Raw genomic sequence first — 24,611 nt, forward strand, 5'->3', positions numbered from 1 at the left:
GGGCCTTCGGCGCGTTCTACGGGCCCTCGATACCGACGATGGTGCCGAACGGGTCGCGCAGCTGGGCGATCCTGCGGCCCGGCTCGATCTCCAACGGCCCGCGGTGATGCTCGCAACCGGCCGCCAGCAGCCGCTCCCGGACCCGGTCGACGTCGTCCACGCCCCAGTACACGACCGGGCTGCCACCGCGGGGGTTGCGCTCGTCGTCCGCCGGGTGGAAGCCCACCTCGACGCCGCCGATCTCCACCCAGGCGTAGACGGCCCCGGTGTCGCTGACGTCCAGCTTCACGGGGACGTCCAGGAGCTCGCCCCACCAGCGGGCGGACGCCTGGGGGTCCACGGCGAAGGTCATCACGGTACGTACGGTGTTGAACACGGGCCTACCTCCGGAGGGTTCTGACTCCTGCGCTTCGTACGGGGCTGGAGCGTGACGTGAAGGCGTCATACCGCCGGTAGCACGCCGTTTTCCGCAACGGCTTGACGTCACGCTGCGAGGCGGGCCCGGCGGGCAGCGCGCCGCCGGTAGGCCCGGGAGCGGCACTTCCCGCTGCAGAACCGCATGTCGATGCGGTGGATCGCTCCGGCGAAGGTGATGACGCCGCACTCCGGGCAGGTCAGCAGCCGGATCATGCGCCGGTCGCCGAAGTGCTCGGCCTCGGCGAGCATCATCCCGAGCGTCCAGATCCGCTCGGAGGCGACCCGCCTGCGGTACGCCTGCGAGCGGCAGACGTCGTCGCAGTACCGGCGCCGGGCCGGAGCTTTCAGGGGGAGCCGGGCGCCGCAGTTCTCGCAGTAGCGGATGCGGGCCACGTCTCCAGGGTCGCGCGCCGTCCGGCCGGATCCTCAGCACCGGAGCCCGTCTTCGCTCTGGCCGGCGGCCACGGCCTCCTGCGGCTCCTGGCCGTCGTCGTCGCTCCAGGCGCCGAACGGTCCGGGCAGGCCGGGCTCCTCGGCGCCGAGCTGGAGCGCGCCGCCCTTCATCCGGTGCAGGCTGGGGATCACGGGTGCACCTCTTCGAGGTCGGCGATGGTGAGAGCGGCGCGTTGGGCGACCAGGCGCGCGCGCAGGTCGCTCTCCTCGGCGGTGAGCGGGTCGCCGGGCCGGCGGACGCGGGCGGGCACCGGCCGGTGCGGCAGGTCGTCCTCGGCCGGGGCTTCGAGGGCGGCATCCTCGGCTTCGGCGAGCGCCCGGTAGACGGAGGCGACGGAGGGGCTCTTCCCCGCGTTCTTGCCGTCCTTGATGACCAGCTTCCCGGCGATCTCCGGGACCGGGACGCCCTTGGCCTTGAGCGCGAGGGCGAAGGTGAGCATGTCCTCGTCGATGACCTTCGGCCGGCCGCCGTGGTTGCCCTTGGCCGCGGCGGCGACCTGGCCCTCCAGGGTCTTCTCCCGGATGTAGTTGCGGTCGAGCTGGGCGCCGACGGCCAGCACGGCGAAGAACATCGCGCCGAAGCCGTTGGGGTCGTAGATGCCGGTCATCGGGCCGGTGAGGAGTTCGAGCAGGATGCCGGCCCTCTCCAGGTCGGCGGCCATCTGCATGAGCTCGGCGGCGTTGCGGGCCAGGCGCTTGGACTCGTGGACGGTCAGGATGACCACCTGGTCGGGGGCGGCCTCCTTGAACTGGCGGGCGAGGCCGAGCGCAGCCTCCATCTGCGGCCGGTGCTTGATGCGGGTGCTGATCTTCTCCTGGAAGACCTTCGCGCACCCGGCCGCGGCCAGGGCGACGAGCTGGCTCTCCAGTTCCTGCTCGGCGGTCGAGCAGCGCGCGTACCCGATCCGGATGGGCGGGGCGGCGTGCTCGGGCGCCGGGGCGAGCACGGGGGCCGGCCGCCGGTGCCAGGGCTTGCCCGGGCCGCGGTCGGCGGGCACCAGTACCTCCAGGTCCTCGCGGAGCCTGGGGACGAGGATGAACCGGGCGGTGTGATATTTCGCCGCGGTCTTGCCGCCCATCGTCCGGCACGGACTGCCCGCCGGGGCTTCGCACTTCGGGCAATCGTGACGTTCCACCGCAGATGCGGCCTGATCGGGTGTCAGATCCATGCCGGAAGTCTCTCAGAAGTGTGTTGCAGAATGCCGGAGTTTTGAGAGGCTTTCTGCGAGTGGAGACGCGGACAAACCGGACACGCTCCGGGGGTCTCTCAGAACTCTCGCAACTGTTCATTTGTGAGAGTGACACACCGTCACGGTAGTCACGTACAGCTACATGTCGATTGGCGGCAGCTTCGCGAGTCCGCCCGGCCCCGCCGATCATCGGATCAGCAGCCTGCAAACGTTTCGGCCGAAACGTTTGGCGCTGGCGTTCGAACTTTGGACGCCAGCCCGAAGAGTTTCGACCGAAACTCTTCCCGGACGCCCGTTCGCCTCCCGGCCGTACGCCCGGCGCTCAACGATCTGTTCAAGAGGGTGTCCACGAAGAGGGTCGAGGGTCCGCGCCACCGCTCGTCGACGCGCGGACCCTCACCGACGAGTATCCCGCCACCGGCGTGATCACTTCCGGGCTTTCGCCCGGGCGGCGATCATCGCCGTGGTGGTGGGGTGCGGCCACGGCGTGACCGTGCGCGGTGCCGGCGGGGGCGTGGCGTTGAGTCGGGCATCGGTCTCGGCTGCCTGACGGGCGCGGTCGGCACGCTCCTCGGCGTCCTGGGCGATCCAGCGTGAATCCTCGTCGCCGGTGGCGTCGATGAGGTCGTGCAGCACCTTGGCCTGCCGGTCGAGGTAGTCGCACCGGTCGACCTGGTCGGCGCGGTAGCGGGCGGCGTCGCGGACCACCGCGTCCAGCGCGCCGAGCACACCGAGCCGCAGCACCGCGTTCTCGGCGGCGAGGATCTCGCTCACCCGCTCGGCCAGGTCGTCGCCGTACGCCACCTGCCGGTGGGCCGGGACCAGCTCGCCCTCCGCGCTGTTCAGGAGCCACCTGATCCTGGAGACCAGCATCTTCACGAACCACCGCCGGTGAAGGTGGCCGGCACCGACGGCGCCGCCTGTACCGGCACGGGCGAAGCCGCCCCAGCCGCGACCATCGCGGCGCCAGCGGCGCGCTCCGCCTGGTCCATGACGTCGTTGCCGTCGTCGCAGCACACCCCGCACACCAGCCGGAAGCCGCCGGGCTTGGTCGGGATGTTGTAGGGCAGGCGGGTCTCGTCGTCCTGCTTGCGCAGGTCGTAGCCGCACTGGGCGCACAGCAGGCCCATCCGCCCGGCCTGCTTCTCCGTCCACCACGGCCAAGCCGCGGCGAACCTGGTGTGGAAGAAGACCTCCATCCGGCCGGGCTTGGGCTGGAAGTACATGAAGCTCCAGCCGGGCGCGTCCTCGGGCATCGGGGGCCGGTCCTTGAGGGAGGGCATCCACGCCTCCAGTGACGGCAGGTCCTTGGTGGCGATCCGCACCTCGTAGCCCTTGCGGGGCCGCTGGGAGCGGCTGTTGGCCAGCGGGAACCGGTAGGCCGTGACGACCTCGCACGGCACCTGCAGCACTGCCAGGTCGGCGGCGACCTCGTCCGCGTCGGGGTAGAACTCGCCGCAGTCGGCCTCGCGCCAGAACGCCAGGCCGTCGCGGTTGAGCACTCCGCTGGCGTTGACCCGGCCGACCATGCGGCGCTGGGCCGTCCTCTGCTCGGCGGTGGCCACGTTCGGCACTGCCGTCTCCCTTCGTCTGGCGCGGGCCCACGCCTGCGCACCGGCTCAACGACACCGGGCCCGGTCGGTTGTGTCTCGCTCAGCCCTTTGGGCGTGTCCACCGCCAGGGCGAGGGGCCGTGCTCGTTCATCGCCTTGCACAGGGACTTGACCATGACCTGCGGGTTCGACGCGGAGGCAGCCTTGTTCTCGGTCCACTCCAGCGCGTAGACGAACAGGTCCCGCACGTGGCTGGCCCCGGCCGCGTTGCCGGCCGCCGCGGCGAACAGCGCGTCGAAGGACTCGGGGTCCTTGGACGACCAGGCGGACATCAGCCGAAGGGTGAGCGCCCGGGCCGGCGGCACCCGCTCGTCCAGGCTCACGCTCTGGTCGCTGGCGTTCGCGGCGGGCTTGCCGGTGGCGAACTCGTTGCCGGTGACCAGGGTGATCGAGTCGATGTAGGCGGCGGCCGTACGCGCCATCGCCAGCAGGTCCTCCGGCCCCAGCGCCAGCACCGCGTCCAGGCGGCGCCCGGCCTCCTCGAACTCGCCCAGGGCGGCCTGGGCGACGGCGGCCTGCAGGTGGACCTGGGCGAGCTGGTCGGCGGCGGCAACGTGCTTCACGTGCGGGGGTTCCTCTCGGTGGATGGGTGTCAGCGGGCGGCCCGGGCGGGCCACACCTGGATGCTGAGCCGGTCGTCCGGGTCCGCCTCGACGCGCCATCCGGCCGCCGTCAGCAGCTCGGTGTACGTCGCGAGCTCGGCGGCCTGGTCGCGCCCGCCGGTGCAGGCAACCAGGAACGGCTCGCCATCGCCGGCGGACGTGCCCTCGACGGCGAAGCCGCCGTCCCGGCTTCCGAACTCCTTGCGCCCGCCCTTGCGCAGGACCTTGCGGATCTCCTCCGCGTCGCGGTCGCGCTCCGTCCACAGCGGACGGCGGCCTGGGCCGTACCCGTACGCGGGGTTGTCGTCGTCGGCCTCGCGCCGACCGAAGAGCTTCACCATGGGCCCGACCGTAGGGCACCCGGGCCGTCCGCGAGGGGCCGTTGGGCGAACCCGCCCGGCGGCCGGTCCCGGCAGGGCGGCACCGAGCCGCTGCCGCCCGCTCCCGGGGCGGCCCCGTCAGGAGGCCGCGGCCAGGTCCTGAGGGTCGAGCGCGACGTCCCGCTCTTCCAACTGCTGCTCCTCGCCGCTTCGGTCTTCGGGTGGGGGCGGGTCCGCCCCGCAGAGATCATAGCGGGTACGGGTACGGGTACGTACCCTATTGGAGGATGCGGGTACGTACCCGTATCCTGACGGGGATTGAGAGGAGCACCACCCGATGGCCGACGCCAACGTGCGCATCCCCGCCGAGACCCGCGACCGCCTCGCCGAGGTCGCCGCCGCCGAGCATCTGTCCCTGCGCGCCTACCTGGCCCGCCTCGCCGACACCCTGCTCACCCCCGCCGAGCGCGCCGAGCGCGCCGAGCAGGCCCGCCGCGAACTCCAGGCCTGGAACGGCTACGACCCCGACACCGCGCACACCCAGCAACTCGACGCCGAACTCGACCGCCGCCTGGCCCAGGCAGGCGGTCAGTGACCGCGCTGCACGTCGTCCTCGACGACACCGCCATGGTCGCCGCCGGCCGCGGCAACATCCTCGCCTCCCGCCTCATCCACCGCGCCCACGCGGAGGCCGACTGGTACCTGTACGCCCCCGCCTGCGCCCTCGTGGAAGCCGACCGCGAACGTCCCGGCACCGCCGAACACCTCGCCGCCCTCCCCGGGGTGACCGTCCTCGACCTCGACCTCGCCGCCGCCCTCGCGCTGGCCAAGGACAACACCTGGGCCCAGGCCCACACCCGCTACGCCGCCGCCCCGACCCCGGAGCGCCCCGACGGCGCGGTGGTCGCCACCGTCGACCCGGCCCGCTGGAAGGGCCGGCCGGTGCGCGTCATCGACCTCACCCCATAACCCCGCCATCGAGACGGCCGGGCTTCCAGCGCAAGGGGGCCCGGCCGTCTGCATGCCGACGCCACCAGCCAGCCAGGCTCCCCCCGTCCGCTCTCCCCGCCCACGTCGACGCGCCACCGGCCCCGCGCCGCGCGCGCGAATCCACCTGTAGATGCCCTTCGGGCGCCCGGGAGGGGCTCGCCGCGTTCTTAGCTACTTCTCTTGTGACTGGTTTGGTGATCAGGTCGGGGTGGGGATCCAGGCACCTCGGCCGTCGAAGAGCCGGGTGATGTCGTCGAGCAGGTTGCGACCGTGTTTGGCGGCGGTGGACAGGTAGCCGCGCACGGCGAAGAAGCGCTCGGCCCCTTGTGTCGTGCGCCAGCCGCCGGAGATCTTCTGCTGGATCTTGGCCATCCGGATGGCCTGCTCGCTGGTGTTGTTGTCGAACGGGACGCGCCAGTCGAAGGCGAACCGCAGGACCTGGTCGCGTTCGGTGTCGAGGCGGTCGAGGAGGTTCGAGGCCTTCGCCCGCTTGCGGCGCGGTTGGCCGGGAGCGCGTGGCGGGTGCAAGGCCCGTCCGGCGGTGATGATCTCGTCGTAGCGGGCGGTGATGTGCTCCAGGGCGTCGACGGTGAAGCCGGTGGCCTCGGGGTGTGCGGTCCGGATGGTCTTGATCTCGTCCCAGGTCTCCACGAGCAGTGTGGCCAGCGCCTCGGCCCAGGCTTCGGGGCGGCCGGCGGGCGCGTTGTCGGTGACGGCGGTCAGTTCGCGCAGGTGGTGCGCGTTGCACAGGGCGTGGGCCGCATCGGTGTAGGTCTTGTAGGGCTTCCAGCCGTCGTGGACCGCGACGCCGGTGAAGTGCGGCAGGACGCCCATCGCCTCGAACGCGTGCACGCCGCGTTTCGTGTGGACCTGGTACAGCGTCAGCGAGCGGGTACAGGCGGTGTGGACCCAGCAGGTACGGCCGGCGATGCGGGTGCCGGTCTCGTCGAAGCCGACGATCTCGCAGTCGATCAGCTGTCGGCGCACGGCCTCGGTGTGCGGGGCGACCGCGTTGGCCGCCTGCCCGGCCCACCCGAGCAGGGTCGCGGTGGCCACGTCGGCGCCGACGACGTCGGCGAGCAGTTCGGTACACCGCTCGTAGGGCAGGTGCTGGCGGGTGAGCAGGTAGACCGCCAGGCTCTTGATCTGGGGCCCGTACTGGGCCGGGGCCGCGGGCGCTCCGGGCGAGGTGGCAGCGGTGACCTGCCCGCACGCGCAACGGCGATGCTCGATGCGGTGCTCGGTCACCCACAGGCGGATCTCGGGCAGGTCGAAGACCTGCCGCCGCTCGATGGAGACCACCTCGGCCTCGGCAAGGTCACCCGCGCACCCTCGGCAGGCGTCCGGGCCGTGGACCTCGACCACATCCGGCTCCACGACCTGCATCAACGCACCCCCGGCACCGCCGCGGGGCTTGCCAGGGCCCCGACCCGACGGCCTGCGCAGCGACACAGGCTTCGCCAGCCCGTCACTGGACGGCGGCTTGGACGAGTTCTTCGAATTCATCCCCAGACGCCGCTTGAGCTCCGTGTTCTCCGCACGCAGCTCAGTGATCTCCGCCCTGGCGGCCGCCAACTCGCTCCGCAACTCGCCGACGAGCGTAACCAGTTCCGCATAGCTCGGCAGCGGCGGGGTCTCGAACACGGGACCCAATGATCAACGAGTTGAACGCCAAGATCAACTCAGTGCGCCAGGGCCACCAAACCAGTCACCTTCTCTTAAGGATGTCCGCGTGGTGTCGCCACCCATGTCCGCGTGGTGTCGCCACCCCTATCCGGCTGATGTCCAGACCCCCCTGGACCTTGGGCGTCGGCTGGCATCCCCAAACGAGTGAAAGTGACAGGGAAAGTTACATCCGAAAGTGACTTTCGCGCTATGCTGGTTGGTGAAAGGGGAGGTGATCATGAGCGACGACCTGTTCGCGGCGATCGACGCGCTGCTGGAGCGGCCGAAGCCTGCTGACGACCTGCCGGTGCCCGCCGAGCGGGAGCGGCTGCGCAAGGCCGCCGAGTACACCCAGGAGGAGCTGGCAGCCGCGCTGAAGACACGGCGGGAGACGATCGTGCGCTGGGAAGCTGGGTCGACCGACCCGCGGCCGCCCAAGCGCGAGGTGTACATCCGGTTCCTCGCGACACTGGCGCTGCGCCACGGCACGGTCGAGCCCACCGAGTGGCTGCGCCGGGCCCAGGCCGCTGGCCTCGCGCCCGCCGCCGACCAGGCTCCGGCTCCGGTGGCCGAGTCGACGGTGGCCGCCCCGGCCGAAGCAACGCCGACCGCTCCCGCTCCCGCCCCCGCGCCGGTGCTGGCGACATTCGACGGCGATCAGGCCGTGGAGCTCGACCGCGACGCGGCCGGGGACCTGGTCGCAGGGCAGCCCCAGCCGTGCGCGCGGTGCGGGCGCCCGACGCCGTACCGCTCTGGCGGGCGCCCGGTGCACATGGGCGGCTGGTGCACCGCGGCCGCGCAGCCGGCCGCCGCCGAGCAGGCTCCGGCCACCGTGGCGCCGCCGGTCGCCCCTGCCCGCCCTGCGGCCGGTCCGGCCGCTGCACCTCGCCGTACCGGGTCGTCGCGTCCGGCGGCGGCGTCGCGGGCTCGGAAGGCTCCGGCGAAGGCGGCCTCGACTGCTGAGGGTCCGTCCGACTGGGAGGCTGCCGCGGCCGCGCGGTTCCCGGCCGGTCCCCTCGCGGTGCTCGACGTCGCCCCGAACGGCAAGGGCCTGGCGGCCTACCTCGCCGACGGCACCCAGGCGCCGACCGCGCCGACCGGGCGCACGCTCGCCGACGTCGTGGAGTGGGCACTGGAGGTGAAGCTCGGCTCGCCCCGGCTCCACCGGCACGGCAAGGACGGCGACGCCCTGGTCGTCCTCACCGACGCCGCGCTCGCCGAGCTGGGCCTGCCGCCGATGGGCCGCGACGAGAAGCGCGAGTTCGTCCAGCGCCTGGGCCAGCTGCCGAAGACCCACAAGGCCGTGAAGCAGGTCGAGAAGGCCGGCTGGCTGCTCACCCAGCGCGGCCTCGGGCCGTGGGCCCGGGTCTACCGCACCCCCGAGGACGGCAAGCGCCAGTGCGTCCAGCTGTGCATCCCGGCCTGGGGCGCCCTGGCCTCCGGCGGCTGGCAGATCCCCGACGGCCTGCCCGCCGCAGACCTGGCGCGCCTGCTCGGCACCTACGCGAAGCGGGTCCTGACCCCGCGCGGCTCCACCGCCGTCTCCGGCCTGGAGCTCGTCACCGCGCTGCGCCCGCCGACCCGGGCCGTGCGCACCGACGCCGGCTGGACCTCCGGCGCCGTGGAGGGCTCCCGGCCGAAGGACGCCTTCGACCCCGCGCCGCCGGAGGTGCCGGACGTCCACCCGCTCGCCCAGGACCGCGAGCCGGGCGGCGAGCTGGTCACCGAGGCCTGGGACTGGCACCGCGAGCTGACCGACGCGGAGCAGGCGGCGCCGTTCGCGGTCGGCCTGGACGTCAACATGGCGTTCCTCGCCGCCGCCGGCCGCCTGGTGCTGCCGCTGTCCGGCCCGGTGCACGAGCTGAACCCGGCCTTCGACCAGAAGGTGCCGGGCTCGTGGCTGGTGGACCTGTCCGGCGTGGAGACGAGTCCCCTCCTGCCCAGCCCGTTCACCGCCGACGGCTCCCGGCCGACCGGGCCGGCCTGGTACTCCACGGCGAAGGTCGCCTACGCCCGCGAGCTCGGCGCCACAGTCCAGCCCACTGAGGGCTGGCTGCGCCACCAGAGCGGCCCGTACCTCGACCCGTGGCACAAGCGGCTCCGGGCCGCGTACGTCGACACCATGGCCGCCCTCGGTGTCCCGCTCACCCTCGCCGACACCGATCCGCTGGCGTTCCTGGACGCCATGGCCGCCATCAAGCAGGGCGACCCGGCCGAGCTCGCGGTCCTCACCGCGATCAAGCAGACCGCCAAGGGCACCATCGGCAAGATGCGCGAGCGTCCCCGCGGCCACGGCTACAAGCCGGGCGAGCGCTGGGCCGCCCTGGAACGGCCGACCTGGGACCCGCTGATGCGCGCCCTGGTCATCGACACCGCCACCGTCAACCTCCACCGCAAGCTCCGCAAGATGACCGGCGACACCGGCCTGCACTGCTTCGCCGTGCTGTCCGACTGTGCCGTCTTTGCCTCGTCCGGCCCCGGCGCCCTGGACGTCCTCACCAAGCCGGACGGCACCCTCACCACCTCGCTGCGCCTCGGGGTGTCGCCTGGGATGGTCAAGTTCGAGGGCTCCAGGCCGATGGGCGAGGTACTGGAGCTGGTCGCCGACGGGACCAACCCGGCCCGGCACATGAAGGCCGGCGGAGTCGTGTCCGCCGACGAGTAGCGCCACCCCGACCCGCCGGCACCCGGCCGGCGGGCCGCCCGTGCCCGATGAATCGCGGCGCCTTCGGGGCGTCAGGAAGGAGAAGTCCGATGGGGGAGATCGACGATGGCCTGGAGCGCGCGGAGCGCACCAAGCCCATCCCGCAGTCCGTGCCGGCGCGGATGCGGTTCCTGCTGAAGGGCGCCAAGGGCTCCACCAAGCAGCTCGCCCAGGAGCTGGGTGTCTCGCAGCGCACCGTGCAGCGCTGGCTCAAGGGTCAGGGCGCCCCCAAGCCCGCGGCCGCGAAGAAGGTCGAGCAGCAGGTCCGCGCGAAGTGGCAGCCGCGGGTGAAGCAGCGGGTGCGCCGGGACGCGGAGAAGAACGGCTTCATGCTCCACATCCAGGCCACCTTCGGCTACAGCTCGGCGGCCGGCTCCACCGACGACCCGCGCCAGCGCCCGATCACCCAGAAGATGCCCGGAGAGGTCGCCCGCCGCCTCTACGCCGCCCGCGACGCCGGAGCCACCCAGGCCCAGCAGGAGCGGATCCTCGCCGAGGGCCTGCGCGAGCACTACTTCAAGGACAACGGCCACCGCGCCGCCGGCCTCGACGTCGAGCTGAACGACATCGCGTGGATGGACGTCGAGCTGTAACCCCTGCTCAGCACCCTCATGTCGCCGATCCGAATTCCGAACGACCACCCGGGACCGCTTCGCCGGCCATTTCAATAAACCTTCGGCCGCCGACCAGTATCGAATTCGCCCGACGAAAGGGAATTCCACCGTGAGCGCCACCGGAGTACAGCTCGAACTGCGGGACCTGGACGGCGAACAGCACCTCGCCGTCGCCGACGTCACCGCGATGCTGCGCAGCTTCTCCCACATCTGGCAGGGCTGGGCCGCCACCGGCCACGCCGACCTCGACCCGTACACCGTCGGCCTGCTCGGCTCCGCGCTCGGCGACTTCGCCGACCAGCTCGACGTCGAAGCCATCGTCCGCACCACCGGCCCCGCCGACGGAGAGGCCGTCCGGTGAGCGACGACACCGGCGACCAGGCCGACGCGGACGATCAGGGCGACTTCCGCAGCGTCGGCGTGGAGGTCCACTGCCACCCGGACGTTGCCGCCGACATCACCCGCCGCCTGTCCGAGGCCGCCGCCGAGATCCTGGCCGGCTACGGCGAGGACGAGGTCTACGACTGGGCCGCCGGCTGACCCGCGGCCCACAGTGAAGAGGGGCCCTCGCGCTCGAATAGCGAGGGCCCCTCAGCGCGTGAGCCTACGGCCTGCGCGGCCGTCCGGGCGGCCGCGGACCCTCCCCTCAGTCTCCCCGCCCGTTCCGGACTCGGGCGGCAACTGGGCGGCCGTCGCGGACTGCAGCACCGCTGGGGCTGGTCGCGGCGTGCTTCGCCCCCGCACCCGTGACCAGCGCCCGGATGCGCTGGACCATCCTGCTGCCGCCTGGACTGCGCCATCGACGCTGCGCGCCGACAGCGCACCGGGCCGGGCCTTGACGGCCCTTGCCCTGTCCAGTTGCCCTTCGTCCGGTGGCGGGTGCCCGTGCCGGGCACGGGCACCTTCCGCACCGACCTGCCCCGGCCGTGCGGGCCTGCCCACCACTGAGCACCTGCCCAGGTCACCACCACCTGGACGAGATCGCCGCGCACCACCAGGACGACCTGCGACAGAGCTGTGGCTCGCCGACGCGGACCGGAGGATCACTTGAATCCGCCACCGCCGGGCCCGCCCGGCACGGGCGCTCGCCTTGTGGCTGATGAGCGCGGAAAGGGCCGTCAAGGCCCGGGTCCGGCGGCAGCCGGACTTCCGTGATCGGCGCTGTACACCTCAGCTACAACGGTCAGCAGGCCGACGTACGGCGCCGGGCCCGGGGAGCGGGAGCGGCACGGGCGACAAGTCCGCCGGAGGCGCCGTAGCCCTCCCGCTGACCGAGCCCGGCGCCACGGCTTGCGGGATCGGGCGGAGCCCGATGGGAGAGCGTGCGGCGGGGCAAGTGGTTCTTGGGTATGTAAAGAGGCGCAGCGCTCTGACCTGGGGGAACGTGGAACGAATGTGGGGTCATAACCCCCGTTACCGGCGAGTAACTGAGGGTTGTAGCCCCACACTCCGGATTCGACGCGCCGAATGGGGGTCCTAGACCCACAAAAGTTATCTCCTGGGATAACCTTTGGTGGTGATCAGTCCCTCGACGGGCGGCCGTGTGGTGCGCCTTCCCTCGTCCCGGCCGGGCAGGCAGCCCGCCAAGCCCCCACCGCCCGAGACCGCGGGCGGGCAGAACGTCGTCGCGATCCGCCTGGAGCCGGGCGAGTCCGTGTCGGTGAACCCGGCTCCGGCGCCGGAGCCGGCGGCCGGTCGGCGTGAGGACTTCGACTTCCTCGGGCACACCTTCTACATGGCCTCCAAGGAGTTGTCGGCGAAGCTGCCGTTCATCGGCCTGACCGCCACCGAGTACGACGTTTGGCACACCATGCTCGGCGCCCAGCTCAAGGGCGGAATCGTCCTGACGACGGTCATCAAGCTCGGCGAGCGCCTGGGCATCGGCCGCAAGGAAGCCGGGGAGGCTCTGGCGAAGTTCCTCGACATGGGCTTCATGTGGCTGGAGAAGCGCGGTCGCTACCGGATCAACCCGCGGATCGCGTTCTGGGGCAGCAGTGCCGAGCAGCAGCGCGCGCTGGCGTTGATGCCCGACAGCATCCCCGAGATCCGTCTGCCCGAGGGCGAGGTCCGTCCGCCGCGCCGCACCCGTCGACCTAAGCTGGAGTCGCTGTGATGACCGCCGAACGCCACGACCAGGAGCAGGAGACCGCGACCTTCCTGACCGCTGAGGACTCGGTGTTCACGGCGCAGGATCTCTCGCGGGCACTCCCCCTGTACCGGCTGACAACTCTGCAGTACGACGTCTGGCACACGGTGCTCAGTGAGATGACGGACGGCGGCTGGGTCCCCCTCACGCTGGAGGAGATCGCCGATCGGCTCGGCACCAAGAAGAGCAACATCTCGCCGGCTCTCGGGCGCCTGGCCGAGCTCGGCCTCATCTGGCGCGTCTCCAACGGCCTGCACCGCATCAACCCGCGGATCGCCTTCAAGGGCAGCCAGGAGGAGTGGGTCGAGGCGCTCTCCGAGGTGCCGGCTGGCGTCCCCGAGGTGATCCTCCCGGCCTACCACCGCAGGCCGCCCCGCGGCGGGCGCGGGGGCCTGGCCGCCACCGGCTGACCGCGAGTGCGGGTTAGAAGCCCACAGAAGTTATCGCCAGACATAACCTGCCGAGCTGCTGCTCACTGACCTTCGACGGCAGGCTCGGGGTAGAGCAGGGCGGCAGTGTCGAAGGCTGCGCGGACCATGCTGATGGCCAGCGCCGGGGTGAGGGCGGTGCCGGTGAGGTCGCCGTGCGCGAGCTTGTTGCGCAGCAGGCGGCCCGCGTCGAGGCGGTCGGCGAGCTCGGCGGTGATGAGGCCGTCATCGGCGGCCTGCTCGATCAGCTTCTGGAACGGCTTCTTGACGGCCAGCCGCTCCGCGAGCGCGCGCTCCAGGCCGAACAGGGAGTGGGTGAGGGCGACGGTGGTGAACTCGTACCGGTAGTAGGAGTGCCGGATCAGCTCGCGCGAGGTCTCCAGCACGCTCGCCACGTAGGCGGGCGCTTGCTCCGGCACGACCAGGTCGGCGACCAGGTCGTGCATGTCGGAGTAGTGCGTCACGAAGTGGTGGGCGCGGGGATCGGGCACCGGCCAGGGGAGCGGGCCGGGAAGTGGCGGCAGGGTGTCCATCGGCGAAGTCTGTCGGGCGCGGGCCGTCGGCCGCCAGCGGTTTCACCGCGTGGGTGCCCGGTACGGCCGACTGGCATGTTCGCGCTCGAAAGAAGGCAGGTCACGGGCCTGTTCCTGGGCGCGGGGCGGGTCTAGCATTCCCGCCACGGCAGCCTCACCACGGGCAACCACCGGGCTGCCGAGCAGGTCGGCCGCGCCTCCAGGCGGTCGGCGCCTCCCACGGCCGGAGCCCCGGGCACCCCCCTGCCCCAGGGCTCCGGCCGCGCTGTTGATCAGCCCACGCCGGTGGCGGGCCTGCCGCAGTGGACCGTGCCCGCCGGCGTCAGTGCCCAACGAGGCGTCCGCTCGTTGTTCCGGGTCGGGAGAAGCGTCGACAGGACCAGCTCGGGGCACAAGGGGACCGGCCATGAAGGACAGCAACGACTACCTCTACACGATCACCCTGGTGGACGGTGGTTGCGAGCCCGACTGGTGGCTGGCGGGCATCGACGTGGACAGCAAGTATCTGAAGTTCACGGACTGGGGCGTCATCATCACCGGCTGCTGGACCGAACTCGTGGTCAAGAGGAGCGATGACGGCCAGCAGTACGGGTTTCAGGTCGGCCGCTGCATCCTGCCCTGGGCACGCATCGAACGGGTCGAGGACAAGCAGGACAGCACCAAGGACTTCGGCGACACCCTCGACGCTTGGGCGGACTACAACGGCTTCAGTGCCGACGACATTCGGGCGCGAGAGCAGGTGTACAGCGAGTCCGGCGGCTGACAGCGGCGTCGCGCCCGAGGGCCGGACGCCGGGGCCGGCGATGTGGCCCGCCCCGCCGTGGCCGGCTGTGCGGATCGCCGTCGTCGTGCCCGGAGACCCGCGGCACCTGCGCGGTGGAAGCCGGGCCGGCGGTGCCGCGCCCGCTACGCTGCTGCCGGTGCCCGTCGGACCCGAGACGCACAACCCGGGCCATCACCGGCGGGCACCGTCGCGCCGCGCCCGGGACAAGGCCGAGAGACCTTGTCCCGGCATCGTCCCAGCTCGCCCGGTATGCCCCGATTTTCCGGGGCGGTCCTAGGACATGGCCCCCTGTTTGCCCAGGTGGCGGTGCCGCGAGCCCGGGCCTGGGACAGGGTGGGACAGCCATGCTGTCCGGGTTGTCGGTCAGGTCTGCCGGAAGCGGATCAGCGGTGGGTGCTCCACCGCGTCGGGATCGGTCCGCGGGTCGTAGACGGCCAGGCCGGCCTTCCGTACCTGTTCGGCGATCCGCAGCCACTCCTGGTGGTCGGCCTCTGCGGTGAGCACCGAATGGTCGACGTTCGGGTCCTCCAGCGCCAGGCCCCGGACGTGGTGGAGCTGCTCCAGCGCCTTCTGGGCCGCCCGGTCGATCTCGGCCGGTGTCATCTGGTCCGCGTCCCGGCACACCAGCGCCCGGTGGAAGCGGTCCGTGTCCGGGTGGAGCACCAGGCGCTCGCCGGGCGGGCGCAGCCAGCGGGCCGGGATGGTGTGGGTGACCGTGCCGGGGAACGCGATGGCCTCGCCGTCCGCGTCGGTGACGATGCCGGTGATCTCGTACTCCTGGCCCTCGGCGAGGTCGAGGGCCGCGGCCTGTTCGGCGGTCAGGCGCAGCCGGGCGCGGCCGGCCGGGAGGTCGCGGCTGACCACGACGGTGTCGGGTTCCTCGCCGAAGCCGGTCACGGTCACCGTGATGCGCCGGCCGCGGACCAGGTGCAACTGCGTGTTCGCCCGCCACTGCTCGGGTGTGTCTCCCGGGCGGCGCAGTTCCTCCGGGAGGCGTTGGGGGATGCTCGCGATGTAGGTCTCGCCGACCACGACGTCTGCGGTGCGCATCGCTGCTCCCTTGCCGGTTCCTGTCTCCATCGTGCCCGGCTGAGGCTTGTGGGGCGGCCTGTTCGGTGTGGCCGGGCGGGGTGGACCTGGGAGACTGTGATCATGAGTTCCTCCGACCGGCGCCCGCTGTGGCAGCCTTTTTCCGAGCCCGCCGCCGACACCCCCGTGCAGTCGTCCGCCGGGGCCCGGCTCCTCGCGGTCGAGCGGGCCCCGTTCCTGGAGCCGGCCGCCGTCGAAGCGCCCGCGGTGCCCGCGGTGCCGGCCTCCCGTCGTCGGCTCGGCCCCGGCGGCCTGACAGCCGCCGCGGTGCCGGACGACCTGAGCTGACCTTGCCGCGCGAGCACCTGGTGCCTCGGGCGGGCTGCCGGCAGCGGCGTCTGCGCCGGTGAGTTCGGCCGGTGAGGTGGCCCGCCGAAACTCCCCGCCGCAGGTCACAGCGGTGGCCCGCCACCCCCTGGAGGGGGAGCGGCGGGCCACCTGGTGGGACGGCTACGCCTGGAACTCGGCGCTCTTCACGCCGTAGAACGTGGCGTTCGCCGGCCGGTTCTTCTCCAGCTCGTCGGCCAACTGCGTCCACCCGTCGCCGCGCCGCACCACGCCGAGGAACTTCCCCAGCGCCTCCTTGTCGTCCCACAGCTCCTGCGCCGCGCTGATGATCAGCGACTTGAGCCGCTCGTTCTCGCTCACTGCGTTCCCCTCCGGTCGTCGGACACGCACAGCCCTACCCGCCGCTGATCGCAGCCGAACTCCGCCACCGGCGGAACTGCGTACGGGCACGCAGTCGCCTCATGCACCGCCCGGCAGGGCCGGTGAGTTCGGTGCGCGAGCGCCGGTGAGTTTCACCTGCCGAAACTCCCCATCGCAGGTCACGGGCGGTGCGGGTGGCCACGCAGTGGGAGGACGTCGAGCTCCTGGTCCTCCTGCCCGTCGGCCGCCTCGCTCTTCCCAGGCCGCATCCGGGGCCGGCTCTCCGGCACGGACACCGCGGTCCGCAGCCCCGGTGCGTACGCACCCGCCCGGCCGGGTGGGGCGGGTGCGCGGCGGCGCGCAGTTCCCCCGGGAGAGTGACTGCGCAACCGGCCCGACGGGTCTTGCGCAAGCGGCCGGTGCTGCGCAACGGGATGCGCAAGGCGCTCTGCGCAGGCGCGCACGACCGGTGCGGTGCGCGGCCGGCGAAGGGCCTGTCCGGGGCGCCGGTTACGATCCGGATCATGGAACAGGTTTTCGACGCGCGACGGAACGGCGACCCCGACGGAATCGACGCGCGAGGAATCACGGCCGACGGTGGAATCGACGCGCGACGAATCAACCCGGAGCCGGAGGCGCCGACCTGCCCCGAGTGCGGAACGGCGTTGCGCGCCGCCGGCCCGGGCCGGCGGCCGGTCTACTGCGGTCGGGCGTGCTCGTCGAAGGCCTACCGGCGGCGCCGCGCCGAAGACCAGCAGGATGCCGTCGCGGACGCCCTCATTACCTCGCGCGTCGATATCCCGGCCGCGCCGGACGCTGGCGCCGCCGAGTTCCTGGAGCTGGCCGCCGCCGTGCAGCGCGGCGCAGCCCGCTACCTTCAGCGCCTGGAACAGGCCCGCCAGGGCGGCGAGGACCCGGCCGCCAGCCGCGCGCTGGAGCTCCTGGAGGCCAACGTCACCGGGGCCACGCAGCGCCTGCTGCGCCAGGCCCACGTGCTGCGCTTCGAGATGGTCTCCGCCCGCGGCCGGGCGCAGCGCGAAGCCGCCGCCGCTGCACTCGCCGACGCCCCGGCGGCCGATCTGGTCGAATCGTCGCGCGTCGAAACCACCGGCGCCCCCAGTCCGGTTGAATCGTCGCGCGTCGAAACCATCGCGTCGGCTCCTGATGTTGTCCCCGGCGCGCAACGGGTTGTCCCGGACCGCTTCGAGAGGTCCGATGCCGCCCGGCCGGTTGTCCCCGAGCCCGCTGCCGCACCGCCCGGGCCGCGGCTCGTTGTTTCCCCGCGCGTCGAAACCACCGGGCCCGCGCTCGGTACTGCGCAGACGCTGCGCCCCCTCGCCGAGCCCGTGCGCAGCGCCCCGGCCCCGCTGCGCGATGCGGCGCCCGCCGCCGGTGCGTCGCGCAGTGCGGCGCCCGCGGCCGTCGGTCCGCTGCACTCCGCAGCGCCGCCTGCTGCCCGGCCGGTACGGCAGCCGGCCCCGGCCGGCCCGGCCCTCGACCCGGACGGCGAGCTGGCCCCGGTTCTTCCCGAGCAGTTGCAGCTGGCGCTCGCCGCGGAGCGCACGTCCGTGTCACCGCTCGCCCGGGGCCTGGGCGCCCCGAGCGACTCGTGGAGGCTGCCGGACAGCGACCTGGTCGTGGAGGGCTGGGCCGCCGCCCCCGACGTGTTCGCGGTCCGGGCCTCGGACCGCCGGCTGGTGGGCTGGGTCGCCAGGGCCGGCGACGCCTGGGGCAGCTACATCGACGGCAGCCTGGTCATCGACGCGGTCGACGGCGATCCCTGGCTCTCCCGCGACGCGACCTACGCCGTCTCCCTGCTCGTGGCCGCACTCGACCAGCAGCGCGCCTGATCCGGCCCGGCCGGCCGCCGGCCAGCCATCAAGGTGGGCTCCGGGGCCCGACCGCCGGACCCGGTGCGAATCGTGATTCCGTGACACCGGGCCGCCAGGTTGTCCCGCGTTCTTCCTGGTGACAGGGCTGTTCCAAGGCTGGCGTCACGAAAGGTCGGCGGCGGCGTCACGATATCCACCACCCGCGCCTAGCCTTGTCGCGTGATCCCCGACCAGCCAGGCCCGCCCGACGTCCCGCGCTGCCTGGCGTGCGACAGAGAACTCACCCCCACCACCGGCCGGCGCGGCCGCCAACCGCAGTACTGCAACACCAACTGCCGCAGCGCCGCCTACCGCCGCCGCAAGACCACCGCCCCGGCCCCGGCGGCCGCCACCACCGCTCCGGCCCTGCTCTCGCTGCCGCCCGACGCCGCCCCCACCGGCGCGCCGGCCGAGCAGCTGCTGCGCCTGGCCGCCAACGTCGACGACGCCGTCCACGACTACCTCCACACCGTCCAGGCCGGCACCGCCGCCGAGGCCGACCAGGCCCTCGCGCTGCTCCACCAGGCGCTGCCGGACGTCCTGGCTCGGATCCTCCAGCAGGCCGAGCTCCACCACCGCCACCACGTCGCCGTCGCCGGCCCCGAGACCGTCGCCGGCCTGCCCGCCGACGCTGCTCCTCGGTCCGGTATTCGTGACGAAGACCGTGACGCACCGCCTCCGGCGAACCTTGCCGACGCAGGTCAAAGCATTGGTGGCCACTCCCCTGAGCAGACGGCCGAGGACCGCTGGCGCGAGCTGATGAGCCGCCCACGCGAAGCCGAGGTGCCCGCCCGGCCGGTGGAGCGGTACGGGCCGTGGGAGTGGGCGCGCCCACTCACCGACGGCTGGGCCCGCACCATGTGGCGCGACCACGCCGCCGCCCGGCCCCAAGCCCGCCCTGTCCACGTCCTGCTCCACCACGGCCGCCCGGTCGGCTGGGTCGAGGCCGGCATCCACGACGTCCCCCAGTGGGCCGCGGTCCTCCACGGCGGCCCCGACGGCCCGGACCGCTTCGTCCGCGAGCCGCGCCACGACCAGGTCGCCCTCCACCCCACCGCCCTGGCCGCCATCGCCGCCCTCCGCGCCGCCCACCGCGACCGCGACCCCAAGGCCCTGCCCGCCGGCGCCTGGCAGCACCCGAACCCGCACTGACCACCCGCCAGGGCGCCGCACGGCTGGCGGCGCGGCGCTGGCGCTGGTTGCTCCGGAGGTTGCGTCGGAGGTTGCCCCGGACGTTGCTCCGGAAGTTGCCTCACGGGTTGCTCCGGAGGTTGCATCGAGATAGCCCCCCGAACACCTTGATGCCGCAGGTCAGAGCCGGGGACAACCGCTCTCCGGAACGCCGACTACTTCTCTGCACGGGGCCTTCGGCACGAGAGCGAAGCAGTACTCAGGGTGTCCTGTACGCCCGGGGCCGGTGGTGTGGAGGGGCTGCGCGCGGGCGGCCGGCGGGCGCCCCGGTGCCGACGCCGTGGTCGAGCCGGCCGGACTGTCCCGGCCGCCGTCCGGCCTGGTCGGCCTGGTTCCGTTTGGAGTGCCGTTTGAGGTTCCGTTCGGGGTCCTCTTTGAGGTCCCGTTTCAGGTTCTCTTTCAGGTTCCCTTCCCGACCAGCGGACCGGCGTCAACGCCCCAGGTCACAGCCGTGGACAAGGGGTCCCGCGAGCGCCGACAACTTCCCTGTGCGACCCCCCGGCGCAGCGAAGCCGTACCCCGGGGGCCCGTACGGCCCCGGTTGATGCCCCGCGGGCAGGCCGGCCGCCACCGCGGCCGACCTGACTCGTTGAACCGGCGTGAGCACCCCTCCGGCCGCCCGGCGCGCGCTGGGCCCCGGCGCGGCCCGCGCCCTCGGCCCGCAGCGCCCCCAAGGCCGCCAGCCGCCGCCCTGGGGCCGCCCCGTGCCCGTCCCCGACCTCCCAGCCCACCCCGACGCTCCGCAGCCCGCCGAACGGGCCGTAGACGCCATCGCCGCCCTGCGCATGGTCCGCGCCCCCGCCGCCGTCCTCGAAGCCGCCCTCCACCTCGCCCAGGCCCTCCTCGACCGACCCGGCGAGGACCCCCTCCTCCTGGAGGCCGCCGAAGGCCTGGCCGCCGTCATCCCCCAACACCTCGCCGCCGCCCGCCAGCAGCCGGCCCCGCCGACCCGGCTGCGCCCCGCCCCGGTGCCTGACCCGGGTCCGGACCCGACGGTGGCCGGCACCGGGCGGCTGCTCGCCTGACACGGCCGCGGTGGTGCGCGGCGACGGAATCCGGTGTCCGCCGGCCCCGGCACGGGTACGCTCAACGGGAGCCCCACAGCGGTGATTTCGCCCCGCTGGAGCCCGTCGGAGGACGTTGGACTCCCCCTCCAGTTCCCCGACCTGCTCCCCCTCCACCTCCCCGACCACCGGTCAACACCGGAACAGGCACGTTTTCGCAGGTCAGGCCCCGAATCCAAGGTTCGCCGAAACCCCGGCAACCCCTCTGTGCCCCTGTCTGTTGGTAGTTGTGGTTGGCGGTTCTGGGGCGTGCGGTGTTTTGCGCGCTCCAGGGCCGCTGAGTGGCCCTCCCGTCTCTTCGGCCTGCCGGCCTGCCCGCTCGGTGATCGGGCTGGGTGATGGGGGCGGCGGCGAGGGCGGGCGCCGGGCCCGGCTGTCGGTGGCATGAGGTATCGAAGAACCCGGAAGATCACCAACCACGGGGAGCACCGGCATGAGCCAGGACCAGGAGCCCGCCGAGCAGCCGGCGCCGAAGAAGCGCCTCCACTTCGTCCGCGCCAAGGCCTACCAGAACGGCTCCACCGGCCCGCTGCGCCACAGCATCCTCCAGGTGCTCGGCGTGCTGAAGGTCGCGACCGTCAAGCAGACGTGGTTGCTGGCCCAGCCCGACCACGAGTTCCCGAACACGGTCGCCAGCGGCCTGCGCGACCTGATGAAGAACAAGCTGACCGAGCAGCGCGGCACCACCTCCGGGCTGCCGTCCAAGCAGGACCCGGCCGACGCCGACCCGGCGGCAGCACCAGAGCCGAAGTCGGCCCGGCCGAAGGGCCAGCCGAAGCGCAAGCCGGTGCGCCCCGTCGGAGCCGGGGCGGTGATCTGGGGACTGACCGATCTCGGCCTGGACGCCGCGAAGTCCACCCTGCCCTCCTCGCGGAAGGTCGGCGGCCGGGCCCGCTCGGTCGGCCGCGCCACCGGCGCCCCGCACGCCATGGCCGTCAACGACACCATCGTCGCCTTCACCAGCCCGGCCACCCCCGGCGAGCCGATCGGCACGATCGCGGACTGGGTCACCGAGGCCCCGCACCCGCTGCCCGGCGACCGCACCCAGTTCGCCGACGCCGTCCTCACCGCCCCCGCCGACGGCGTCCCGCTGCTCCTGGTCGAAGTCGACCTCCACAACGAGACTCCGGAGTTCATCGCTGCCAAGTTCGACCGGTACGCCGAGTACTTCGCCCTCACCTACAAGGACCCCACCCACGAGGGCCACCACAGCGACGCGGACAAGCTCCCGACCTGGCGCCGCCGCTACCCGATGGCCGACCCCGACTCCCTGCCGCCCATCGCCCTGGTCCTCGCCGGCGCCGGACCCCGGGGCCTGAACAACCTGATCGACAAGGTCAAGGACCTCACCCGCAAGCACTGGCGGCCCACCAGCCTGAACCGCTGGAAGAACGGCGACCCCTTCGACTTCACCGGCAGCATCCCGATCCTCGCCTGCCACCTCGACCGGCTAAAGGAACACGGCCCCCACGCCGCGATCTGGTGGCGCTTCGGCGCCAACGAGTGGCAGACCCTCCACGACGCACTCGCCCACACCGAGTACCGCGCCCGCGTCCAGGCCCGCCTCGACGCCGAAGCCCAGGACGCCCACGAAGCCGAGGAACGGCGGCTGGAGGCCACCCGCTGCCCCACCTGCGACCGCCGTGCGGACGAGTTCGACGACCAGCGATGCGCCAGCGACGGCACCAAGTCCTGCTGGGACTGCCGACAGAAGGCCGCCGCCGACGCGGCCGAGAAGAAGCAGCAAGCCGTCCGCGACGCCCACGCCAAGCGCTGGCCCTGCTGGACCTGCAAGGGCCCCCTCGGCGGCGCGTTCGACTCCGTCCTGGAACTGACCGAGGAAGCCCCCGCCGAAGCCCTGGAGTGCCCCTCCTGCGAGATCGACCGCCGCAACAACGGACTCGGCCGACTCCTTCTGCCCAAGCCCACCCGCTCCGAAGAACGCCAAGCCCGTAAGGGGCAGCTGAACGATCCCTGGTGGGAAATGCGCCAACTCCACGCCAAGCAATGGCCCGCCCGCAGCTCCAACTAGGCCAGGCAGGCACCGCCGGAAGGGCACCGCGACCACCCGGTCGCGGTGCCCTTCCGGCATTTCAGAACAGGCCGAACGGAACGCACACCCTGATGACGTCGAAAGGAGAAGCTCCTTCGCGGCCTCGTACCCCGTGTTTCGTCTCTGGTTTCCCCTCTGGTTTCGTTTCTGGTGGCGTACCAGGTTTCGTCTCTGGTTTCGTTTAGAGGAACCGTCCGCCAAGCCATCCGGCGGGAATTCCGCAGGTCAGACCCGGTTAGTTTCCCCACGCCGATGCCGACTTACCTCTGTGCGCCCCCTGCCCTGCTGAACGGAGTGATGGGTGGGGTAGGGGGCGGGTGCGCACGTCGGCTCGCCGGACGCTGCGCTGTGCCTCTTTTCCTCCACCTGGTGCCGCGCGCCGACCCGGAGACCGGATCTCCGCCGCTCCGGCCAGGGCGGACCGGCGACGGCCAGGCCGCCGAGCAGCCGGCCGCGAGGGCACCCGACAGCCCGCCTGCCGCCCCCGCCCACCAGGCCGCCACGGCGACCGGGGCGGCGGGCTGGTTTCGTTGGCGGTTTCGTCGGCAGTTTCGTTGGCGGTTCCGTTGGTGGTTTCCTTGATGGTTTCGTTCACAAGCACCCCCGCCCGCCGCGCCCCGGGGCAGATCCGCAGGTCAGGCCCGGTTAGTTCCCTCATCCCGACTCCGACTAACCTCTGTGCGCCCCCTGCCCTGCTGAACGAAGTGATGGGAGGGGTGGGGAGCGGGTGCGCACGTCGGCCGGGCAGACGCTGCGCTGTGCTCTTTTCCTCTTGACCTGACGGCGCGGGCCGACTCGGCGGCCAGGGCGGTGGTGTGGGTGGCCTGGCGGGCCGTTGCCCGCGAAGGCGGCGAAGACGGGGTGTCGAGCGAGCCGAGTCCGGCCCCCACCAGTACGCCGATCGGTATACCCCTGGGTATCCTGGACGGTATGACGATGACGACGATAAAGGTGCAGGCCGAGGTCCGCGACGAGCTCGCGCGCCTGGCGGCCGACGACCTCGGCGGGGTGACCCTGGGAACGGCCCTGGAGCACCTGCTGACCGAGCACCGCAAGGCGCAGATCCTCACCGCCTACACCCGCCTGCAGGCCGACCCCGAGGCCTGGGCCGGCTACCAGAGCGAGCTGGACGAGTGGGACACCGTCGCCGGCGACGGCCTGGCCGGTGAGGCGTGAGCCGTAAGTCCCTCCCCTGGCAGGTCTGGATGGCCGACCTCTCTCCGGTCATCGGCTCCGAGCAGGCAGGCCGACGCCCCGTCGTGGTCGTCTCCTCCCCCCTCTTCGCCGCCTTCCCCACCGCCATGGCCATCGTGGTGCCCCTCACCACCCAGCACCGCGGCCTGCCCCACCACGTCCCCGTCACCTCTGCCCAGTCCGGCCTCAACCGGCCCAGCTGGGCCCGCACGGACGACGTGCGCACCATCTCCGAGCAACGCCTCACCGGCAGCCGGCCCCTCGGCACGGTCACCGAGAAGGAAGCCGCCGACATCCGTACCTACCTGCGGCTCATGCTCGACATCTGACCGGCCCCGGGCGAGCGGGTGAAGGCCGGCCCGCCCGGCAAGGCCGACCGGAAGCGCGGCGCGCCTGCCCGGACCCCGGCGCCGCCAGCGAGCCGACCCAGGCAGGGCTACCGGCCGCCCTCACGACCGGGCCGACGGTGGCGACCGGACCCCGCCAAGCCACACCAACGAACCGGCGGGATTCTCCAGCAACCGAATTTCGAAACACCTCCGCGCGCCTCGGAAGGCGCAAATTCGGAACGCCGGGAAAAGCGGAATGCTAGAATAAGAGTGGCAATTCCGACCACCCAACAGCGCTGCGGAAAGACCCGCAATCGACGGGTCCACACGGCACGTGCGGCGGGATCGTCCAGCACCGTAGAACTGATACACTCGATCTTGTCAGTCACCCGACCGAGACTAGTCGCCCACCCCTCGGCCCCACCCTACGAACCCGCCGACTCCCCGGCGGGACAGGAGTGAAGCCGACCCGCACGCGCCCCCGGAGCACACCCCTCCCCCTAGTCAGCCTGTAGTGAGATCAACCAAAAAGCCAGCTCAGACATGTGATCAGGCATCAGCTGTCCGGAGGGAGTGGAGCGAAGCGGAGTGACCGACGGGGCCCGAGCGAAGCCGGGCCGACCTGACCGGAGGTCAGGTCACGGACACGCGGAGCGGGTCCGCCCCGGCCGGAGGCCGGGGTCGAACGGAGGGCCGAAGGCCCGTAGGGACCCG

Annotated in this window: 28 protein-coding genes and 1 pseudogene; 16 read left to right on the forward strand and 13 right to left on the reverse strand. The window is 72.5% G+C overall.

Annotation, left to right across the window (positions count from 1 at the left end; translation table 11 throughout):
* Positions 1-16: 16 nt before the first annotated feature.
* The 8 genes from BI06_RS43385 to BI06_RS43415 all read right to left on the reverse strand — a co-directional run bounded on the left by BI06_RS43385 (position 17) and on the right by BI06_RS43415 (position 4,615).
* Positions 17-376: a VOC family protein gene (locus BI06_RS43385; protein ID WP_043478147.1), complete on the reverse strand. Its 360-nt coding sequence runs from the start codon at positions 374-376 to the stop codon at positions 17-19.
* A 107-nt stretch (positions 377-483) separates the two neighbouring features.
* Positions 484-810 carry a hypothetical protein gene (locus BI06_RS43390; RefSeq protein ID WP_043478150.1) on the reverse strand — a complete coding sequence of 109 codons (327 nt, stop codon included), beginning with the start codon at positions 808-810 and terminating at the stop codon, positions 484-486.
* 33 nt (positions 811-843) lie between these two features.
* A complete protein-coding gene (locus BI06_RS52070; protein ID WP_158516542.1) occupies positions 844-1,002 on the reverse strand; it encodes a hypothetical protein in 159 nt (52 codons plus the stop codon).
* Positions 999-1,949 carry a recombinase family protein gene (locus tag BI06_RS43395; RefSeq protein WP_233290545.1) on the reverse strand — a complete coding sequence of 317 codons (951 nt, stop codon included), beginning with the start codon at positions 1,947-1,949 and terminating at the stop codon, positions 999-1,001. Before BI06_RS43395 ends, BI06_RS52070 begins: the two co-directional genes overlap by 4 nt.
* A gap of 537 nt (positions 1,950-2,486) precedes the next feature.
* Positions 2,487-2,933, reverse strand: coding sequence for a hypothetical protein (locus BI06_RS43400; protein WP_043478153.1), 447 nt, complete (start codon positions 2,931-2,933; stop codon positions 2,487-2,489).
* 2 nt (positions 2,934-2,935) lie between these two features.
* Positions 2,936-3,634 (reverse strand): hypothetical protein, encoded by a 699-nt coding sequence (locus tag BI06_RS43405; RefSeq protein WP_043478156.1) that lies wholly within the window; start codon positions 3,632-3,634, stop codon positions 2,936-2,938.
* 79 nt (positions 3,635-3,713) lie between these two features.
* The gene (locus BI06_RS43410; protein ID WP_149030677.1) at positions 3,714-4,235 is read right to left on the reverse strand and encodes a hypothetical protein; all 522 of its coding nucleotides are present in this window, start codon (positions 4,233-4,235) and stop codon (positions 3,714-3,716) included.
* A 29-nt stretch (positions 4,236-4,264) separates the two neighbouring features.
* Positions 4,265-4,615 (reverse strand): hypothetical protein, encoded by a 351-nt coding sequence (locus BI06_RS43415; protein ID WP_043478162.1) that lies wholly within the window; start codon positions 4,613-4,615, stop codon positions 4,265-4,267.
* Positions 4,616-4,931: 316 nt separating this feature from the next.
* Here BI06_RS43415 and BI06_RS43420 point away from each other — a divergent pair, with 316 nt between their 5' ends.
* The gene (locus BI06_RS43420; protein ID WP_043478165.1) at positions 4,932-5,189 is read left to right on the forward strand and encodes an Arc family DNA-binding protein; all 258 of its coding nucleotides are present in this window, start codon (positions 4,932-4,934) and stop codon (positions 5,187-5,189) included.
* A 5-nt stretch (positions 5,190-5,194) separates the two neighbouring features.
* Positions 5,195-5,563 carry a hypothetical protein gene (locus BI06_RS43425; RefSeq protein WP_043478403.1) on the forward strand — a complete coding sequence of 123 codons (369 nt, stop codon included), beginning with the start codon at positions 5,195-5,197 and terminating at the stop codon, positions 5,561-5,563.
* Between the two features lie 219 nt (positions 5,564-5,782).
* Here the strand turns inward: BI06_RS43425 and BI06_RS43430 are convergent, their stop codons facing one another.
* Both BI06_RS43430 and BI06_RS55760 read right to left on the reverse strand, forming a co-directional pair.
* Positions 5,783-6,970, reverse strand: a complete 1,188-nt coding sequence (locus tag BI06_RS43430; protein WP_158516543.1) for an IS66 family transposase — start codon at positions 6,968-6,970, stop codon at positions 5,783-5,785.
* A gap of 42 nt (positions 6,971-7,012) precedes the next feature.
* Positions 7,013-7,228: pseudogene (locus BI06_RS55760) on the reverse strand (DUF6444 domain-containing protein); the annotation flags it as partial.
* A 259-nt stretch (positions 7,229-7,487) separates the two neighbouring features.
* Here BI06_RS55760 and BI06_RS43435 point away from each other — a divergent pair.
* The 6 genes from BI06_RS43435 to BI06_RS43460 all read left to right on the forward strand — a co-directional run bounded on the left by BI06_RS43435 (position 7,488) and on the right by BI06_RS43460 (position 13,123).
* Entirely contained in the window at positions 7,488-9,914 is a 2,427-nt protein-coding gene (locus BI06_RS43435; protein ID WP_043478168.1) for a helix-turn-helix transcriptional regulator, read from the forward strand.
* A gap of 89 nt (positions 9,915-10,003) precedes the next feature.
* Positions 10,004-10,546, forward strand: coding sequence for a DNA-binding transcriptional regulator (locus BI06_RS43440; RefSeq protein ID WP_043478171.1), 543 nt, complete (start codon positions 10,004-10,006; stop codon positions 10,544-10,546).
* Between the two features lie 130 nt (positions 10,547-10,676).
* A complete protein-coding gene (locus BI06_RS43445; protein ID WP_051743016.1) occupies positions 10,677-10,928 on the forward strand; it encodes a hypothetical protein in 252 nt (83 codons plus the stop codon).
* Complete coding sequence (locus BI06_RS43450) at positions 10,925-11,107, forward strand: hypothetical protein (protein ID WP_043478174.1); 183 nt, start codon at positions 10,925-10,927, stop codon at positions 11,105-11,107. Before BI06_RS43445 ends, BI06_RS43450 begins: the two co-directional genes overlap by 4 nt.
* Positions 11,108-12,083: 976 nt before the next feature.
* Positions 12,084-12,680, forward strand: a complete 597-nt coding sequence (locus tag BI06_RS43455) for a hypothetical protein (protein WP_149030678.1) — start codon at positions 12,084-12,086, stop codon at positions 12,678-12,680.
* Positions 12,680-13,123 carry a helix-turn-helix domain-containing protein gene (locus BI06_RS43460; RefSeq protein WP_043478180.1) on the forward strand — a complete coding sequence of 148 codons (444 nt, stop codon included), beginning with the start codon at positions 12,680-12,682 and terminating at the stop codon, positions 13,121-13,123. The genes BI06_RS43455 and BI06_RS43460 overlap by 1 nt, the downstream gene beginning before the upstream one ends.
* A 62-nt stretch (positions 13,124-13,185) precedes the next feature.
* Here the strand turns inward: BI06_RS43460 and BI06_RS43465 are convergent, their stop codons facing one another.
* On the reverse strand, positions 13,186-13,674 hold the full coding sequence (locus tag BI06_RS43465) for a hypothetical protein (protein ID WP_051743017.1): 489 nt from the start codon (positions 13,672-13,674) through the stop codon (positions 13,186-13,188).
* 406 nt (positions 13,675-14,080) lie between these two features.
* On the opposite strand from BI06_RS43465, the gene BI06_RS43470 reads away from it, so the two are divergent.
* Entirely contained in the window at positions 14,081-14,437 is a 357-nt protein-coding gene (locus BI06_RS43470; protein ID WP_043478183.1) for a hypothetical protein, read from the forward strand.
* Positions 14,438-14,821: 384 nt separating this feature from the next.
* Here the strand turns inward: BI06_RS43470 and BI06_RS43475 are convergent, their stop codons facing one another.
* Positions 14,822-15,508 carry a hypothetical protein gene (locus BI06_RS43475; RefSeq protein ID WP_043478187.1) on the reverse strand — a complete coding sequence of 229 codons (687 nt, stop codon included), beginning with the start codon at positions 15,506-15,508 and terminating at the stop codon, positions 14,822-14,824.
* Positions 15,509-15,610: 102 nt separating this feature from the next.
* On the opposite strand from BI06_RS43475, the gene BI06_RS43480 reads away from it, so the two are divergent.
* Positions 15,611-15,835, forward strand: coding sequence for a hypothetical protein (locus tag BI06_RS43480; protein WP_043478190.1), 225 nt, complete (start codon positions 15,611-15,613; stop codon positions 15,833-15,835).
* Between the two features lie 162 nt (positions 15,836-15,997).
* Here the strand turns inward: BI06_RS43480 and BI06_RS43485 are convergent, their stop codons facing one another.
* Positions 15,998-16,195 carry a hypothetical protein gene (locus BI06_RS43485; RefSeq protein ID WP_043478193.1) on the reverse strand — a complete coding sequence of 66 codons (198 nt, stop codon included), beginning with the start codon at positions 16,193-16,195 and terminating at the stop codon, positions 15,998-16,000.
* A 524-nt stretch (positions 16,196-16,719) separates the two neighbouring features.
* On the opposite strand from BI06_RS43485, the gene BI06_RS52075 reads away from it, so the two are divergent.
* The 6 genes from BI06_RS52075 to BI06_RS43515 all read left to right on the forward strand — a co-directional run bounded on the left by BI06_RS52075 (position 16,720) and on the right by BI06_RS43515 (position 23,897).
* Entirely contained in the window at positions 16,720-18,045 is a 1,326-nt protein-coding gene (locus BI06_RS52075; protein ID WP_158516544.1) for a hypothetical protein, read from the forward strand.
* A gap of 201 nt (positions 18,046-18,246) precedes the next feature.
* Entirely contained in the window at positions 18,247-19,218 is a 972-nt protein-coding gene (locus BI06_RS43495; RefSeq protein WP_043478200.1) for a hypothetical protein, read from the forward strand.
* A 638-nt stretch (positions 19,219-19,856) separates the two neighbouring features.
* Entirely contained in the window at positions 19,857-20,282 is a 426-nt protein-coding gene (locus BI06_RS43500; protein ID WP_043478203.1) for a hypothetical protein, read from the forward strand.
* Between the two features lie 472 nt (positions 20,283-20,754).
* Positions 20,755-22,353 (forward strand): replication-relaxation family protein, encoded by a 1,599-nt coding sequence (locus tag BI06_RS43505; protein WP_043478206.1) that lies wholly within the window; start codon positions 20,755-20,757, stop codon positions 22,351-22,353.
* A 951-nt stretch (positions 22,354-23,304) separates the two neighbouring features.
* Positions 23,305-23,550, forward strand: a complete 246-nt coding sequence (locus BI06_RS43510; RefSeq protein WP_063795148.1) for a hypothetical protein — start codon at positions 23,305-23,307, stop codon at positions 23,548-23,550.
* The gene (locus BI06_RS43515) at positions 23,547-23,897 is read left to right on the forward strand and encodes a type II toxin-antitoxin system PemK/MazF family toxin (RefSeq protein WP_051743019.1); all 351 of its coding nucleotides are present in this window, start codon (positions 23,547-23,549) and stop codon (positions 23,895-23,897) included. Before BI06_RS43510 ends, BI06_RS43515 begins: the two co-directional genes overlap by 4 nt.
* Positions 23,898-24,611 lie beyond the last annotated feature (714 nt).

Origin of the sequence: Kitasatospora sp. MBT66 (assembly GCF_000710405.2) — a bacterium.
GTDB classification, from domain to species: Bacteria; Actinomycetota; Actinomycetes; order Streptomycetales; family Streptomycetaceae; genus Kitasatospora; species Kitasatospora purpeofusca.